This is a genomic window from Bosea sp. NBC_00550, assembly GCF_026020075.1.
GTDB lineage: Bacteria > Pseudomonadota > Alphaproteobacteria > Rhizobiales > Beijerinckiaceae > Allobosea.
In genome coordinates, this window is record NZ_CP102772.1 from 1 (window position 1) to 14,397 (window position 14,397).

Annotated in this window: 14 protein-coding genes and 3 pseudogenes; 11 read left to right on the forward strand and 6 right to left on the reverse strand. The window is 62.9% G+C overall.

Annotation, left to right across the window (positions count from 1 at the left end; all coding sequences use genetic code 11):
* Both NWE53_RS29935 and NWE53_RS00010 read right to left on the reverse strand, forming a co-directional pair.
* Positions 1-181 (reverse strand): annotated as a pseudogene (locus NWE53_RS29935) (DUF3300 domain-containing protein); the annotation flags it as partial.
* A 151-nt stretch (positions 182-332) separates the two neighbouring features.
* The gene (locus tag NWE53_RS00010) at positions 333-590 is read right to left on the reverse strand and encodes a hypothetical protein (RefSeq protein ID WP_265052366.1); all 258 of its coding nucleotides are present in this window, start codon (positions 588-590) and stop codon (positions 333-335) included.
* A gap of 247 nt (positions 591-837) precedes the next feature.
* Between NWE53_RS00010 and NWE53_RS00015 the strand changes: the two genes are divergently transcribed.
* The 7 genes and pseudogenes from NWE53_RS00015 to NWE53_RS00045 all read left to right on the forward strand — a co-directional run bounded on the left by NWE53_RS00015 (position 838) and on the right by NWE53_RS00045 (position 9,758).
* Positions 838-3,597, forward strand: a complete 2,760-nt coding sequence (locus NWE53_RS00015) for an aminotransferase class I/II-fold pyridoxal phosphate-dependent enzyme (RefSeq protein ID WP_265052367.1) — start codon at positions 838-840, stop codon at positions 3,595-3,597.
* A 149-nt stretch (positions 3,598-3,746) separates the two neighbouring features.
* Positions 3,747-5,447, forward strand: a complete 1,701-nt coding sequence (locus NWE53_RS00020) for an aspartate:alanine exchanger family transporter (RefSeq protein WP_265052368.1) — start codon at positions 3,747-3,749, stop codon at positions 5,445-5,447.
* A gap of 434 nt (positions 5,448-5,881) precedes the next feature.
* Positions 5,882-6,257, forward strand: a pseudogene (locus NWE53_RS00025) (transposase); the annotation flags it as partial.
* Between the two features lie 601 nt (positions 6,258-6,858).
* Positions 6,859-7,134, forward strand: a complete 276-nt coding sequence (locus NWE53_RS00030) for a YMGG-like glycine zipper-containing protein (RefSeq protein WP_265052369.1) — start codon at positions 6,859-6,861, stop codon at positions 7,132-7,134.
* A gap of 315 nt (positions 7,135-7,449) precedes the next feature.
* Positions 7,450-8,841: a GntP family permease gene (locus NWE53_RS00035; RefSeq protein WP_265052370.1), complete on the forward strand. Its 1,392-nt coding sequence runs from the start codon at positions 7,450-7,452 to the stop codon at positions 8,839-8,841.
* Between the two features lie 89 nt (positions 8,842-8,930).
* Positions 8,931-9,011: pseudogene (locus NWE53_RS00040) on the forward strand (3-hydroxybutyrate dehydrogenase); the annotation flags it as partial.
* 537 nt (positions 9,012-9,548) lie between these two features.
* Positions 9,549-9,758: a hypothetical protein gene (locus NWE53_RS00045; RefSeq protein WP_265052371.1), complete on the forward strand. Its 210-nt coding sequence runs from the start codon at positions 9,549-9,551 to the stop codon at positions 9,756-9,758.
* On the opposite strand, the gene ligD is transcribed toward NWE53_RS00045, so the two are convergent.
* Both ligD and NWE53_RS00055 read right to left on the reverse strand, forming a co-directional pair.
* On the reverse strand, positions 9,731-10,783 hold the full coding sequence (gene ligD / locus NWE53_RS00050) for a non-homologous end-joining DNA ligase (protein WP_265052372.1): 1,053 nt from the start codon (positions 10,781-10,783) through the stop codon (positions 9,731-9,733). The genes NWE53_RS00045 and ligD overlap by 28 nt on opposite strands.
* Before the next feature lie 32 nt (positions 10,784-10,815).
* Positions 10,816-11,211 (reverse strand): hypothetical protein, encoded by a 396-nt coding sequence (locus NWE53_RS00055; RefSeq protein ID WP_265052373.1) that lies wholly within the window; start codon positions 11,209-11,211, stop codon positions 10,816-10,818.
* A 1,077-nt stretch (positions 11,212-12,288) separates the two neighbouring features.
* Between NWE53_RS00055 and NWE53_RS29940 the strand changes: the two genes are divergently transcribed.
* The 4 genes from NWE53_RS29940 to NWE53_RS00075 all read left to right on the forward strand — a co-directional run bounded on the left by NWE53_RS29940 (position 12,289) and on the right by NWE53_RS00075 (position 13,694).
* A complete protein-coding gene (locus NWE53_RS29940; RefSeq protein WP_442864916.1) occupies positions 12,289-12,579 on the forward strand; it encodes a PilZ domain-containing protein in 291 nt (96 codons plus the stop codon).
* 290 nt (positions 12,580-12,869) lie between these two features.
* Positions 12,870-13,157, forward strand: coding sequence for a hypothetical protein (locus NWE53_RS00065; RefSeq protein ID WP_265052375.1), 288 nt, complete (start codon positions 12,870-12,872; stop codon positions 13,155-13,157).
* Entirely contained in the window at positions 13,154-13,363 is a 210-nt protein-coding gene (locus NWE53_RS00070; RefSeq protein WP_265052376.1) for a hypothetical protein, read from the forward strand. Before NWE53_RS00065 ends, NWE53_RS00070 begins: the two co-directional genes overlap by 4 nt.
* A 70-nt stretch (positions 13,364-13,433) precedes the next feature.
* Positions 13,434-13,694, forward strand: a complete 261-nt coding sequence (locus tag NWE53_RS00075; RefSeq protein WP_265052377.1) for a hypothetical protein — start codon at positions 13,434-13,436, stop codon at positions 13,692-13,694.
* Between the two features lie 193 nt (positions 13,695-13,887).
* Here NWE53_RS00075 and NWE53_RS00080 read toward each other — a convergent pair whose 3' ends face one another.
* Positions 13,888-14,130, reverse strand: coding sequence for a hypothetical protein (locus NWE53_RS00080; RefSeq protein ID WP_265052378.1), 243 nt, complete (start codon positions 14,128-14,130; stop codon positions 13,888-13,890).
* Positions 14,131-14,144: 14 nt separating this feature from the next.
* The gene (locus NWE53_RS00085) at positions 14,145-14,363 is read right to left on the reverse strand and encodes a helix-turn-helix domain-containing protein (protein ID WP_442865063.1); all 219 of its coding nucleotides are present in this window, start codon (positions 14,361-14,363) and stop codon (positions 14,145-14,147) included.
* Positions 14,364-14,397: the final 34 nt, after the last annotated feature.

Consider the following 14,397-nt stretch of genomic DNA (forward strand, 5'->3'; position numbering starts at 1 on the left):
TTTCAGCTTCTTGTTGGCTGTGAACCATCGATCCGCCTGCACCACCTCCAGCGGATAGGTCGAAGCCATCGGCACCTGTGCGAGCAAGGCGTCGGGGTAGAGCGCGATCGGCGCAACGAGCGCAACGGAGGGCCGCTGGAGAGAACTTCTTCGCCCTGCCCGCCTGGGGCGCCACGGGCACCTGCGGTTTTGAAGGGGGCGCAGTCGCCTGCCCCTACCCCTGAGAGGCGAGCCCGCTGAGGATAACGCTGTCGAACACAATTTGCAGATGCATAGTCATACCTCGCAACGGCCCTGCAACGCGATGAAGCGCGCCTCTTGCCGCAGCATGCTCATCTGCTCGCCGGCGGAATTCGACCCGCAGCTTGATCCGCGGCTTGCTGGCGGCGGAAGGCCTGAATGTTCTCCTGGCCCTCGCGCATGTTTTCGTTCATGCGGCCGTCGTGCATCATGTCATGCCCCTCGAGCAGAACATCCATCGTGCATCCATTTATACGATTGCACGCAGCGGCCGGGCGCGGGCAGATGGACGAGAATACTGCGGCAGCGAATATCGCTGAGATCACGCCGATCAATGAAATCTTGTTCATCCGATTAGCTCCGCGACAACAAATCACAGTCGAGCGCACAAGTTTCTGGCGGCTTATAAGATCAATCCTGGGCTCGACCTGCGCCAAACTCGATTGCAATTCTGGCGACCAGAAACCGACGCTCGATCGATCATTAGCACATCCGCAAGAGCGGAAACCTGTCCCTAGGGACAGTACGCGATCAGCCCGGGATGTGCTGATTGACTGAGCTCAATACAGTGCGACCTGCGAGAGAACAGGAAACAGGATGGCTTCTCCCGTTCAGGAATCGCGCAGCATCGATCACTTTTTTTCCGCCCCGTCCGGTCGCACCGACCGTTGGCGCGACCTCCACGCGGTGGCGCGTTCCTGGTCGACGGGCAGCAAGAGCCGCAGCGCAGTCGAGGCCGCGCTCGACGAGCTGGGTGTCATCGAGGAGTTTCACGCATTCCCGGGAGCCGACCTTATCTCGGTGCTGCGAGGCTTCCTCCAGAACGACGACGCCAGCGGCTTCCTCTCGCTCGCCAAGCGGATCTCGGTGGCGATCATCACAGGCAATTACAAGCACGACTCAAAGGAATGGCAGGCGGCCGACCTGTCGCTGGCGGAGCCCGCCGACATGCTCCCGTCCTCGTTGGGAGAGGCGCCGGTCTATAGGCCCTATTTCGAGATGCTGGCCGTGACGCCGGCGCCGATGGCGCGCTGGCCGCATATGGCCGCCGAATTCCGCCGCCTGCGGCGCGCCGAGGACGCCTTCGTTTACGAAACGGTCCTGGTCGGCAGCCTGGAGGATGCGGTCTGTGCGGCCGTGCTCAACCCGAACATCGCTGCCGTCGTCATCTATGAAGGCTTCGCGTTGAAATCGCGGCACGACGCGCCGGTGCTGCGCAGCGTGCTCGCGGCGCAGCAGCCCTATCTCGACAAGGCGGACGAAGCCGATCTGGCGCTGCGACTCGCGGCCGGCCTGAAAGCGATCAGGCCCGAGCTCGACATCTACCTGTTGTCGGACCGGCGCGTCGAGAAGCTCGCCGGCGATCCGCGGGCCGCCATAATCAGGCGCGTCATGTACCAGATCGAGGAGCCGCTCGAACTCCATCTCTCGGTGCAGGAGGGCATCGCGGCGCGCTACGAAACGCCGTTCTTCGACAATCTCAAGCGCTATGCGCAGCGGCCTGTCGGCACCTTCCACGCGCTTCCGATCGCACGCGGCAAATCGGTGTTCCGCTCGCCCTGGATTCGCGACATGGGGCAGTTCTACGGCATCAACCTCTTCCTGGCGGAGAGCAGCGCCACGACCGGCGGTCTCGACAGCCTTCTCGAGCCCACTGGGAACATCAAGCGGGCGCAGGAGATGGCTGCGCGGGCCTTCGGCGCCGACGAAGTCTTTTTCGTTACCAACGGGACGAGCACCTCCAACAAAATGGTGCTGCAGGCGCTGATCGGGCCCGGCGACATCGTCATCCTCGACCGCAACTGCCACAAGTCGCACCATTACGGCTTGGTGCTGTGCGGCGCGCAGCCCTTCTACGTCGAAGCCTTCCCCATGCCGGAGTTCTCGATGTACGGGGCGGTGCCGCTGCGTACCATCAAGAAGGCTCTGCTGGATCTCAAGGCCGAAGGACGCCTCGACCGTGTCAAGATGGTCGACCTGACCAACTGCACCTTCGACGGGCACATCTACAACACGCGGCGCGTGATGGAGGAGTGCCTCGCCATCAAGCCGGACCTGATCTTTCTGTGGGACGAGGCCTGGTTCGGCTTCGCGCATTGGTCGCCCTTCCTGCGGCCACGGACCGCGATGGGCGCCGCGGCCGACATCGAGGCCTGGATGCAGGATCCCGACGCGGCCGCGCAGCACAAGAAACAGCGGACAGCGCTTGGCGCTAACCCTTCAGCCGAGAAGCTCCTCGATACGCGCCTGGTGCCCGACCCGGACGCCATCAGGCTGCGGGTCTACCAGACCAATTCCACGCACAAATCGATGTCGGCGATCCGCCAGGGCTCGATGGTGCTGGTCAAGGATGTCGATTTCCACAAGGTCGAGGCGCAGTTTCACGAGGCCGTCTTCACCCATGCCTCGACCAGCCCGAACCAGCAGCTCATCGCCAGCCTCGACGTCGCGCGCCGGCAGATGGAGCTGGAGGGCTACGGGTTGGTGATGAACGCCATCGAGGTCGCGCTCGACATCAGGCGCGAGATCGCCGTCCATCCGGTCATCTCGAAATATTTCAAGGTCGTCGGTGCCGACGGAATGGTGCCGCAAGAGTACCGAACCAGCGGCTTCACCGATTTCCTCGCGCCGGACACGCGCTGGGACGATCAGTTGCGCAGCATGCGGGAAGACGAGTTCTGCCTCGATCCGACCCGCATGACGCTGGTCTGTGGAACAGCGGGTTTCGACGGCACGTCGTTCAAGGGCCTGCTTGCCGCGCAATACAACATCCAGGTCAACAAGACCTCGCGCAATTCGGTGCTGCTGCAGTCGAACATCAACAACACCCGCAGCGACGTCGCGCTCCTGATCGGGGTGCTGCTCAAGATCAGCAACGAGATCGAGCTGCGCCTGCGCCAGGGCGGCGAGGATGAGCGCAAGGCCTTTGACGCTCGCGTGCACAGCCTGATGAACGAGGTGCCCGACCTTCCGAATTTCAGCCGGTTCCACGATGCGTTCCGCATGGACGCCGGAAAAGCGACCCCGGAAGGTGACATCCGCACCGCCTTCTTCTCTGCCTATAAGGAGGAGAAGTGCGAGTATCTGCGCATAGACAGCCCGGAATGCGACCGCCGCATCGACAAAGGCCCGGCACTGATCTCGGCCAACTTCGTCATTCCCTATCCGCCGGGTTTCCCCATCCTCGTGCCGGGTCAGGTCGTGACACACGAGACGATCACCTTCATGCGAAAGCTCGATGTGAAGGAGATCCACGGCTACGAGAAAGCAAAAGGCCTCAAATTGCTGAAGCCGGACGCGCTGGGCGCCAGGACGAACCCGGGCTCAGAGAACGGCGGGAATAAATCGCGCAGCTGAGGGCAACTCTCAACCTGTCTGAATCAAAGGGCCGTTCATGCACTGCGATTGACACATAAATGCGAAAGAAATCGCGGCCTCAACTCTCGAGGCCGGACAGGCGTCGGAAGCAAGGCGCCAGGTAAGTGAACGATGCTGGGGCGAACTCTATGCAGGCAACATTCCATTTTCTCGCGACCAATCCGTACATCCTACTGTTTCTAACTGTGGGGCTATCGGTCTGGCTCGGGCGCCAGACCATCGCGGGATACGGGCTCGGCATGGTCGCATCGGCGATCATCGTCGGTTGCGGCCTTTCGGTCTGGGCATCCGTATATGGGGAAAAACTTGCGCTCGATAATTTCGCCCGCCTGCTCTTCTACTATCTCTTCATGTATGGCGTTGGGCTGCGGGTCGGCCCTTCGTTCGTCAACAGCCTGGGTGGCGACGGCATCAAGTTTACTTTTCTCGCCGTCGTCTCCTGCGTGATCGGCCTGTTCCTCGTTGTCGTAGGCGCGAAGTGGCTGGAGCTCCCCCCCGGCGCAGCCGGCGGCATGCTAGCCGGGTCGCAGACCATGTCGGCCGCCATCGGTTCCGCCGAACAGGCGGTGCTTGCTGGCGCAATTGCGTTGCCGCCGGGGACAAACCCCGACCAGGTGAACGCCATGATCGCGCTCTCCTATGGCATTACTTATATTTGGGGCACCGTCGGCATTATTCTCATTACCAAGTACCTGCCGAAATGGTGGGGCATAGACGCGCGCGAGTCGGCCAGGGCGTATGAGAAGGAGCACGGCGTCGCTAGCGGCGACAGTCCAGCTCTGTCTGGCTGGACGGCTGGCGGATTGCGGGCCTACCGGCTCGAGAACGAGGCTTGGGTCGGGCGCACTGTGCGCGATCTGCTGAGAGAAAATCCTGAATACCGCTTCGTGAATCTGGCGCGCGGCGACGCAGCGCTAGGCGCGAGGTTGGATGAACCTCTCCGAGCCGGCGATTTGATAGCCTTAGGCGGCAAGCGCGAAACAATGACGGAGAAAATGGGCCTGATCGGCCCCGAGGTCTCCGATCGCGTGGTGCTGGATCTGCCGCTGGACCGCGCCGAGATCCTCGTGACCAACGGCGAGATCCTCAAGAAGACGCGTGAGGAATGGCGTACGTTGCCAGGCGCCGATGAGATTCAGGTCACCGGGCTTGAGCGTTCGGGCGTGCCCATTCCGATTGGAAACGACACCAAACTGCAGCGAATGGACATCGTCACGGTCGTCGGCCTTAAGGATGCGGTCAACAAGATCGGCGCGACCTTTGGGCGCGTCGTGCGTCCGTCCACCGCCACGGACCTTCTGACGCTATCGGTGGGTATGATCCTCGGCTTCCTGATCGGCGCGATCCAATTCCCGGCCTTTGGCGCAAAGGTCGGGCTCGGCAATGCGGGCGGACTTCTGGTCGCCGGCGTGATCGTCTCGTCTGTCGTTTCGCGTCTGCGATATTTCGGCAACACGCCCACAGCAGCTCGGAACGTGCTGGAAGATCTCGGTCTCGTGGTTTTCGTTGCGATCGTCGGCATCAACGCCGGCAACTCGCTTCTATCACAGCTCACCGGTGCCCTCGCCCTCAAGATCTTTCTGGTCGGGTTTATCGCCTGTTCGATCCCGCCATTCATCGTATGGGGCATTGGCTTGTACGTGTTCAAAATGAACCCGGCCGTCTTGATGGGCGGCGTCGCCGGCGCGCGCAGCCACAGCGGACCCTGCCGCGAGGCCGCGGTCGAAATCCAGTCGAACGTCCCCTGGATCGGGTTCCCTGTCGCGTATGCGGTATCCGGCATTCTCCTGACGGTGTTCGGCTACTTCGCCATGGTGCTCGCGCAATAGCCGCATCGAGCCGGCGAAACGTCCCACGAAATTGGGAAGCCTAATTCGTTGGCTCCCCCGTTTCGGCGGAGCCCGAGTGACGCCGGGCCCGGCTCCTGGAAGAAAGTCGACTGATTGAAGGCCGGGTACAGCAGGTGGCGCGCCTCGCCAAGCGCAGCGCGGTTCACCGGACTGGTCATCCCGCAGCCGTCGGTCCGAGCCGACGAGGAAGGGAGAACCATCCTGGAATGCTTGCTGCTGGACGTCTCGCAGGCGATGACGGGAATCTGCGAAGGTGCCGACCCGCCCTAGTACTCCTTTGGCAGATTTTGAGGTGGGCAGCATTTTTTGGGATTCCGACGGCGCGGTTTAGTGGTCGCTTATGGAGAGCCGACCAGTGACGCGATCTCGAAGTCCGATCTTGAGCGCTCGATCACCGGCGTCGATCAGCCCTGCACAAAAGCCGGACACACCTGCACCGTTTCTCGATGCTCTTGGGCGCGCGGGCGCGCAAGAGCATCCAGCCGATGGCGGCGCGCGACGGTGACGTCGGCTACGACCAGCTTCATCATTCACTGATAGCGGGACATGGGATGCTGCGCCCCTCAAGAAAGGCCTTGCTCAACAGGCCGACAGGATGGTTGGCGGCGCTGAGACCTGGTAATCGTCGATGGCAAGCCCCTGCCGAAGAAGGGCGAACGCTCGGTCGGCGCCGCGCCAAAATACGCCTCGGTGCTCGGCAAGAATGCCAGCTGTCAAACACTCATGTCGCTGACGCTGGCTTCCGGTGAAGTCCCCATGGTGAAGTTGCGGCTTTTCTTGCCCGAGAGCTAGACGAGCGATCCCGCTCGGCTCTCACGTGCGGGTGGCCCGCGCGGACGCGTAACCGGGGCGAGTTGCGCAGCCGCCCGCGCGGTCATGGCGGGATTGCGCGGCGTTGCAGACGCTGTCCGCTCGATCGATGTCAGGAAGCTCGTTCGGCTACAAGCCGGCGAGGTATTCACGCCAAGGCCAACCTTTCACGAACAATCGCCGGACCGCCCACAGGGGCCTGCGATCAGGCCGGCGAAATTGGCGAACTAGACATGCCGACCTGATACCGCTCCCGCACTCCCCAAAAAGCAAGACGCCACCGCAGGGCCTGGGAGGCTGCGAGCGGTGGCGTCCGGCCGTTTCCGCTGCGCCTGCGCGAGCAGTAACCGCGAATGGAGATTATTCAATCGGCGTGCCCGCGTCCAGAAGCTGTACCCCCGGATTAACCTCCATCGCGGAGGTTGGGGGATCTGGAGGTTTGCGGATGTCCAGCTAGGGGGGACCCGATGAACATCCACAAGAATCCCGACTGACTCGGTAGAGCTGCGCTGGCGGGCCCGGCGTTCTGGCCTAAATTGACGCGTTCGCATTCGCGCGCAGACTTGAAGAAGGACCCAAAATGATCCGTTCGATCACTATTGCCGGCTTTATCGGCCTCGGCCTTTTACTCGCAGGCTGCAACCCCGAGTCTCAGTCCCACCGTACGCTTGGCGGCGCCGCCATTGGCGCTGGCGGTGGCGCGCTCATCGGAGGGATCGCGGGCGGCGGACGTGGGGCCGCCATCGGTGCCGTAGCAGGTGGCGTGGCCGGCGCGGTGGTCGGTCGGGCGACGACCCCGAACAACTGTATCTTCCAGGACACGAGCGGTCGCCGTTTTACAGGTCCCTGCCCGTAAGTGACAGAGCGCACCTGTCGGGCCAATTAGGGATCGATACCAGCAGCATTAGGTTTCTTGCACAGCCGCTCCGCTGGGGGCGGCTGTTGCGCGCGAGGATCGCCAGGGGAACTTTGCGGGCAGCGGACCGTGGCGCGGGGCCGCAATATTCTGGAAGCGATCATCGCCGAAGAAGCTCATGTCATCCGCGCGTTGCAAGTCGACAGGCTGATGATGACGACCGATACGGGCTTCTACTGAGCCCGGCGGATAAGGCAGGCATGGCGCTGCGATCAGCGCGGGTTGGTTTCGAGAAAGATTGCAGGGGGAAGCTGCATGGATTTCCTGATCGCCGTCGCAGCCCTCGTCCTGCTGATGTTTGTCGCCTATCGCGGTTTCAGCGTGATCCTCTTCGCGCCCATCGCTGCGATGCTGGCCGTTCTCCTCACCAATCCCCAGGCCGTGCCACCCGTATTCACCGGCATCTTCATGGAGAAGATGGTCGGCTTCGTGAAGCTGTATTTCCCCGTCTTCCTGCTGGGCGCGGTCTTTGGCAAGCTCATCGAACTGTCGGGGTTCTCCAAATCGATCGTCTCGGCGGTGATCGGCGTCGTCGGGCGCGAGAGGGCGATGCTGTCGATCGTGCTGGTCGGCGCCGTCCTCACTTATGGCGGCGTTTCGCTCTTCGTGGTCGTTTTCGCGGTGTACCCATTCGCGGCCGAAATGTTTCGGCAAAGCGACATCCCCAAGCGTCTCATCCCGGGCACGGTTGCCTTGGGTGCCTTCACCTTCACCATGGATGCTCTTCCCGGCACGCCGCAGATCCAGAACATCATCCCGACGACGTTCTTCAAGACGGATACCTGGGCTGCGCCCATTCTCGGAACGATCGGCGCGATCTTCATTCTCACTACTGGCATGGCCTACCTGCAATGGCGCCGGCGAGCGGCCGCGGCCGCTGGGGAGGGCTATGGCGAGGGCCACACCAACGAGCCCGAACCCATGGCCGCGGAGAAGCTGGTCCACCCGGCCATCGCCCTGGCTCCACTGGTCGTGGTCGGCGTGGCGAACAAGATCCTCACCAGCCTGATCGTCAAATATTACGGCGCCACTCACGAGGTGGCGCTGGCGGGAATGGCCAAGCCACTGGTTACGCAGGTGTCATCGGTCGCCGCGATCTGGGCCGTCCAGGGCGCGCTCCTGCTCGGCATCCTTACGGTGCTGACCTTCGCGTTCCGACGGGTCATGGAGCGCTTCGCTGACGGCACCAAGGCGGCGGTGGCCGGATCGCTTCTCGCCTCGATGAACACGGCCTCCGAATACGGCTTCGGCGGCGTGATCGCGGCACTGCCGGGATTCGTCGTCATCGCCGACGCCCTCAAGGCGATCCCGAATCCGCTGGTCAACACGGCGATCAGCGTATCGGTGCTCGCTGGGATCACCGGTTCGGCCTCGGGAGGAATGAGCATCGCGCTCGCGGCCATGTCGGAGCAGTTCATCGCCGCCGCCAACGCAGCGCAAATCCCGCTCGAGGTCCTGCATCGCGTGGCCGCGATGGCGAGCGGTGGCATGGATACATTGCCGCACAACGGCGCGGTCATAACCCTGCTTTCGGTGACCGGCCTGACTCACAAGCAGTCCTATCGGGACATCTTCGCTATTACCCTGATCAAGACGCTAGCGGTCTTCTTGATCATAGCTGTCTACTACATGACCGGACTGGTTTGACCGATTTTGCAAGAGGTTCGTTAGCAAAAGAAGCGCGAGCGGGCAGATCGCTCGCCCACAAACGGCGCTTAGGCGCCACTGGAGGCAAGATGTCACTTCAAGGAAAGGCGGCCGTCGTCACCGGATCGACGAGCGGCATCGGGCTTGCTCTGGCGCGTGCCTTTGCCGCGGTGCCCAGATTAGGAGCCGCCGTTCACCGCGGGAGAGGTTCGTAAACCCCAGGCCAAATCCACGTCGGGCCGATTGGAGATGAGCTGAATCGCTGCTGTAGGCTCACTGGCAGCATTGTATTCCCAGAGTGTACGTGGATTACCCAGGACCTGTGCGGAGGTTCGTCGGACCGGCCGCGCGTCTCGACGATGACACCAACCGACAGGCCTTGATGGATGACGGTCCAGAACTTGTCGTCATCCTAAGGGCGTGGCTGATTGCAAGCACGCCAACGGCGTTCGATCCCAAATGGCTGTCCAGGGAGAGAGGCAACTCGTGATGCGTGCCTCCCCGCCTTCCGACAAGCCTTCGAGCGCTACCTAATCTTCATCGGCGAGGAGGGCTGGGCCGGCCATGTCGAGCACATGAGGCGGTTGGGCCTGCGCAGCGCGGAAACAAGTCGGTACTGAAAACCCGCCACAGTCGGAGCGAAGTGGGGCCTACGCTTTGCACTTCGGGGGAGCGGAACGAACGAGCCGGCGCCCGGTTAAGGCGGGATGGGCCGCATCGTGATCCGCAACGAAGAGGAACTGAGCGCTGCGCTCGAGCGCGCCCAGGAGCTGATGGGCTTCACGAACGGCAGCGACGAAGAGCGCGAAATGGCAGCGATCGCGGACGCCGTGAAGGTCTACGAGGATTCGCTCGCCATGATGAAGGGCGTCGGCAACAGAGCTGCCGGTCATTCCTCCGAGGATTGCAACACGTAAACCGAGGCCTCGTCGGCTTCCTCACGCAGCCCCTTGAACGACGCGTGCCGCAGCTTTCCGTCGTCCGTCCAGGCGCGGAACTCGACCTCTGCGACCAGAGCCGGCGTGAGCCAGCGATAGGCCTGTCGACGCCCACTCAGGCTGACTGCCGGCTTCGGGATGACGAGCTTGTCCATCTGCTTGCGCAGCGCGGTCGCGCTGGCGTGGCTGAAGCCGGTACCGACGCTACCGACATAGACCAGCTTGCCGGCTTTGCGAGCGGCCAGCACTAGCCGACCAATCCCGCCGAGCGCCGCAGTCGACGGCTCATACCCGATGATGACGAAACCCTCGGACTGGACGCACTTGATCTTGAGCCAGTCGCCGCCCCGCCCTGATCGATAAGGCGCCGATCGGCGCTTCGCGATGATGCCTTCAAGCCCGAGCTCGCAGGCAAGCTTGAGGAACGGGGCGCCCTCTGTGTTGATCTCCTCGCCGAGCCGGATCGAGCCATGCGGCTGCGAGGCCAGGACATCCTCCAGCATCGCCCGGCGCTCATCTAGGCTGAGCGAGCGGAGGTCGTGGCCATTGAGATAGAGCAGATCGAAGGCATAGAGCATCGCGCTCGCAGCGGATCGCTTGCCGCTGCGCCCACCCAGCGCCTTTTGCAGGGCGCCGAAGTCGGAAGCGCCGCGCTCGTCCAGCACGACCGCCTCGCCATCGAGGATTGCGCTGTCCAGGCCGAACTCAAGCGCGTCGTGGGCTATGGTCGGAAAGCGGCTGGTCCAATCGTGACCACCGCGGGTGATGACCCGAACCTTTTTGCCAGGGCCTATGTGCACCCCGAGCCGATAGCCGTCCCACTTCACCTCGAACGCCCAATCGTCGCCGGTCGGCGGCTTGCTTTGGAGAAGAGCAAGGCAGGGCTCGACGCGCTCCGGCATTGGATCGCTGAATAAGTTGCGCTCGATTTTCGGCCGCCGCGTTACCGGCCCCTTGACCGTATCGACACCAAGCCCGGCTCTGAGAACCCGACGAGCACACATGACCGCAACTCCACTCCGGCGGCAGGCGCCAGCTACATCTTCATCCGGTCGTATGCGTCGTCCGCCTGTTCCTCGACGGGATCGCGTTCCTTGATCTCGAACTTTCGGCACTCGACCAGCGGGATATCCATCCAGCGGCCGGTCGCTTGGAGACCGCGCGCTTCGGCATTTTCGATCAGAGCCGTGATCAAAGTGTCCGCCGCCTTCGCGATCGAGGCGATTTTCGCGTTGACGCTGGCCGCGTCTGCCTGGTCCAGTTCACCGGTGTTTCGGATGCTCTTCACATCCTCGAGCCGATCCGCAAACGCGCTTGTGAGCATCGCGACTTCATCGACCTTGTCGACCCAGCCTCGGGTCGCGCTGTAGGCGCGATAGGTTGGGAGAACGCGGAGATCGAGAACACCCTGGCGCTCGTCATCCCGCGGCATTGGCCGGCTGCTGACGGTGTCCGAGGATAGGCCAGCTCGAAACATTCGCTGGGCACACATGACGCAACTCCAACTCAACGGAGTCGAGAACCGCAGCTCCGAAGAATCGTTCCTTCGATAGAGAACCGCGATCAGGCTAAGTCTTCGGAACTGAAGAATGCAGGCGAATGCGGCACCATCGCTCTGTCGCCCCCTGGGCTTTCCAGTTCATAGACTGAAGACTCACATGAAGAGCATTCGGGGCGACGCTGCGGTCGTTCGATTGCGCGCCGAGATCGAGCGCTCAACCGCATTGAGGCGGAACTTAAACGAAAAAGACCCGGCCTCCTTTCGGAGTGCCGGGCCTGTGACCGTCGTCGCGCGCGGGCGAACGGCCGCTTCTGAATTCGATGGCTACCGGCCGATCGGGCGCTGCCAGTACATCCGCGGCTCGCTTCCTGATCGGCGGTAGAAAGAAGGGAGCCAGCGGGGGGTGTATGCCGGCTCCCTTCGGTGGTCATCTTGGCAGAGAACCATCACCCCCGTCGCTTGGACACACAACGGCTGCGCTGCCACAACGAGGTAGCCTCAGCGGAGTTCCCGCCCGTCAAGAATTGAATAGTCCTCCGGGAGACTCCCGTGCAAAGTGTAAGGGTGAGGTCGCACGGGCGCGGTTCTCACGGCGGCGAGACCGCCCTGCAAGGCGGGTTCGTCGGAAGCGACGGCGGGGGTGCTGGCGCCCACCTGGTTCTCCCGTCGTCGCTGACCTGCATCTCCCGCGCAAGACCGACCCGAAAAAAGGCAGCCCCGCCGAAGCGAGCCCGGGCCAGCTTGAACGGCAATCCCACGCCGCGATGGGCGCGACCTTCGCCCGAGACGAAGTCCCGGGGCCTGATCCGCTATAGGCACTCCCTCAACACGGGAATGGTCGGGTTAGCGCACTTTCACGGGCAAGAAGGCCCCAGCGCGAGCGGGTAGCGAAGGCGAATTTACCTAACGGTAACTCGCTGTTGGCACCGTTCAGCAATGAGGCCGAGCGACAGATCCCCAGATAAGCGCCGCCATGGTCGCGTACCTGTGAGCCTGGCTGGCCGCCTGATGCTGACCCCGCGCCAGGAGGCAACCTGTCGCGCAGTCGATATGAGCCCAGGCGGCCTTAGCCTTGAAACGGCCGTCCAAGTTCGTCCGGGTGAGCGCATTGTTGCCTACATCGACGAAATCGGCCGCATCGAGGGTTTGGTCGCCCGAACAACCCGGACTGGGTTCGCAATGACGATAAACGCGACCGGCCGCAAGCGGGACAAGCTGGCAGCAATCCTGACTTTTCAAGCGAACCGTGAAGACCTCGATATCGCCGATATCGCCAGCGGCGGTAAGGAATGCCCATAGCGGCCGCCAGCGCTCGATCGCGGCGAAGACAGGATTGGGCTGCTCGCTCATTGGCGCGCCTCCCTCGGTGGTTTGCTCGCTGACACCCGTGCCACGAAGACTGAGAAGGCCGAACGTCGCGAAGCGCTGACAGAGGAGCCGGCGGTCACCGGACGGCGAGAGGCAAGGGGCAGGGTCGCAAGCGCTAGCGCGAAGATCTGGCCGGAAGCGGGGACGCGGGCGATTGCTACTGCCGAGCATCCCATCGCGGCCGGTTCGGCGGATGGAACAAGCGGGGAGAAATGAGGGTGATGCTGCCGGAAGCCCTCCAGCAAGCCTACGAGCACGCACTCGCGGCTGGAGCCGTAAGGCGGGGCGATCCGATCATCATGGGCGCGATGCCCGGGCCTGCTGAGTTGCCGGAAGCGCGGTGGAGCGATGTGCCGGGGCTTTCCGACACGGAACTGGCGGCGCTCGTGTCAGGTGCCGAGCCTTGTGATCGGCTCGATCAAACGCGGGGCAGCCGCGCTGTGCGGCTGATGTCCGACGCCGCGTTGAATGCCGCCATCATCGCGAGCGCAGCGAGGCCGGCGCCATGACGCGATTGTCACAGCGCATCGCGAAACTGGAGACACGCGCCAGCAATAGCGTGCGCCACGATATAAGCGCCCACCCGCTGAGCGATGCGGAAAGGGAGGCCATCAAGGATGGAGTGGCTTTCGAGTTCGACGAGGCGGCAGGCCAGAGCCCGATGACGGAAGCTGGATGGCAGGAGCTGTTCTGCCGTGAACCAGAAACCCGCTAACGGCGCGAGGCGCCGCTCGTGCGGAGCATGCGAGAGACGGCCGACATGGTGGAGTAAGAGTGAGCCGTCGGTGGGTCGAATTGCTCTCAATTATTTTGTCGAGGGTTCACCTGTTGGCATCAGCATGCTCGCCATGGGCAATTATCGTAAGTGCCGCGCCTTTTTGATGGAGGCGTTCCTTACACTTGATAGCGATAGTATCGAAGACGAGCGGCTGTGCCGCGCCATCGTGCTTCTGCTCGAGGCGGTGGCGCGCACTGAACGGGATGCGCGGCCTTCGAACGTCGTGCGTTTTTCAACGCGACCCGTCGAGAGAAAACCGGGGACGTAATCTCGATCGCCGGGCGGGCTTGCCTTGGCGTTGGATCGAAGGTGGTTGGTGCGGCGGCGGGAGTCGAACCCGCCCGATAAGTGCGCGCGATGCGCGCTGAAGATTGGATCGGTCACCCGACGCCGCGTCGAATCACTTCGGCGTTAGGGTTAGCCAGCTGCGATGACTTGTCACCGGCACAATCCTCTCGCCTCTAATTGGCATGTCGATTGCGCGATCGAAGGCTGTTCTCAAGGGCCGCCCGAGCGGCAACAAAGGCCTCCTGCCTCGCAGGCACGCTGGCCTGTTGCAGCTCCAGCAGCATGAGGGCCGTCTCATAGATCTCGCGAATATCGCCCGGAGCTAGCACGCCTTTCTGCACGAGGCAGCGCAACAGGCCGGCCATGGTCACTGATGACACCAGATTGCTGGCCGTCACTGCGTCGGGCGCTTGCATTGGCATGGCGGTGCCTACCGCGCCGCCGACTGAGGCCCATCGTGCCCTTTTCCGCGATAGGCGCTGATCTTGTTGCGCAGGGTACGGATGGAGATGCCAAGCATGTTCGCGGCATGGGTGCGGTTGCCGCCGGTCTCGTGCAGCGTCGCCAGGATCAGATCGCGTTCGACTTCGGCGAAAGTCAGGCCGACGAGCTGCTCCACGGCAGCGTGATCCAAGTGCAAGTCGTGCATGGCCACGGTCCCCCCTCGAGCCCCCCAAGACCCC

Excerpts from the sequence above, each read along its gene's own strand:
- NWE53_RS00055 (WP_265052373.1), bottom strand. The coding sequence starts at position 11,211 with ATGCCGCGGGATGACGAGCGCCAGGGTGTTCTCGATCTCCGCGTTCTC.
- NWE53_RS00065 (WP_265052375.1), top strand. The coding sequence starts at position 12,870 with ATGCTGCCGGAAGCCCTCCAGCAAGCCTACGAGCACGCACTCGCGGCT.
- NWE53_RS00020 (WP_265052368.1), top strand. The coding sequence starts at position 3,747 with ATGCAGGCAACATTCCATTTTCTCGCGACCAATCCGTACATCCTACTG.
- NWE53_RS29940 (WP_442864916.1), top strand. The coding sequence starts at position 12,289 with ATGCTGACCCCGCGCCAGGAGGCAACCTGTCGCGCAGTCGATATGAGC.
- NWE53_RS00030 (WP_265052369.1), top strand. The coding sequence starts at position 6,859 with ATGATCCGTTCGATCACTATTGCCGGCTTTATCGGCCTCGGCCTTTTA.
- NWE53_RS00015 (WP_265052367.1), top strand. The coding sequence starts at position 838 with ATGGCTTCTCCCGTTCAGGAATCGCGCAGCATCGATCACTTTTTTTCC.
- ligD (WP_265052372.1), bottom strand. The coding sequence starts at position 10,783 with ATGTGTGCTCGTCGGGTTCTCAGAGCCGGGCTTGGTGTCGATACGGTC.
- NWE53_RS00045 (WP_265052371.1), top strand. The coding sequence starts at position 9,549 with ATGGGCCGCATCGTGATCCGCAACGAAGAGGAACTGAGCGCTGCGCTC.
- NWE53_RS00035 (WP_265052370.1), top strand. The coding sequence starts at position 7,450 with ATGGATTTCCTGATCGCCGTCGCAGCCCTCGTCCTGCTGATGTTTGTC.
- NWE53_RS00070 (WP_265052376.1), top strand. The coding sequence starts at position 13,154 with ATGACGCGATTGTCACAGCGCATCGCGAAACTGGAGACACGCGCCAGC.
- NWE53_RS00010 (WP_265052366.1), bottom strand. The coding sequence starts at position 590 with ATGAACAAGATTTCATTGATCGGCGTGATCTCAGCGATATTCGCTGCC.
- NWE53_RS00085 (WP_442865063.1), bottom strand. The coding sequence starts at position 14,363 with ATGCACGACTTGCACTTGGATCACGCTGCCGTGGAGCAGCTCGTCGGC.
- NWE53_RS00080 (WP_265052378.1), bottom strand. The coding sequence starts at position 14,130 with ATGCAAGCGCCCGACGCAGTGACGGCCAGCAATCTGGTGTCATCAGTG.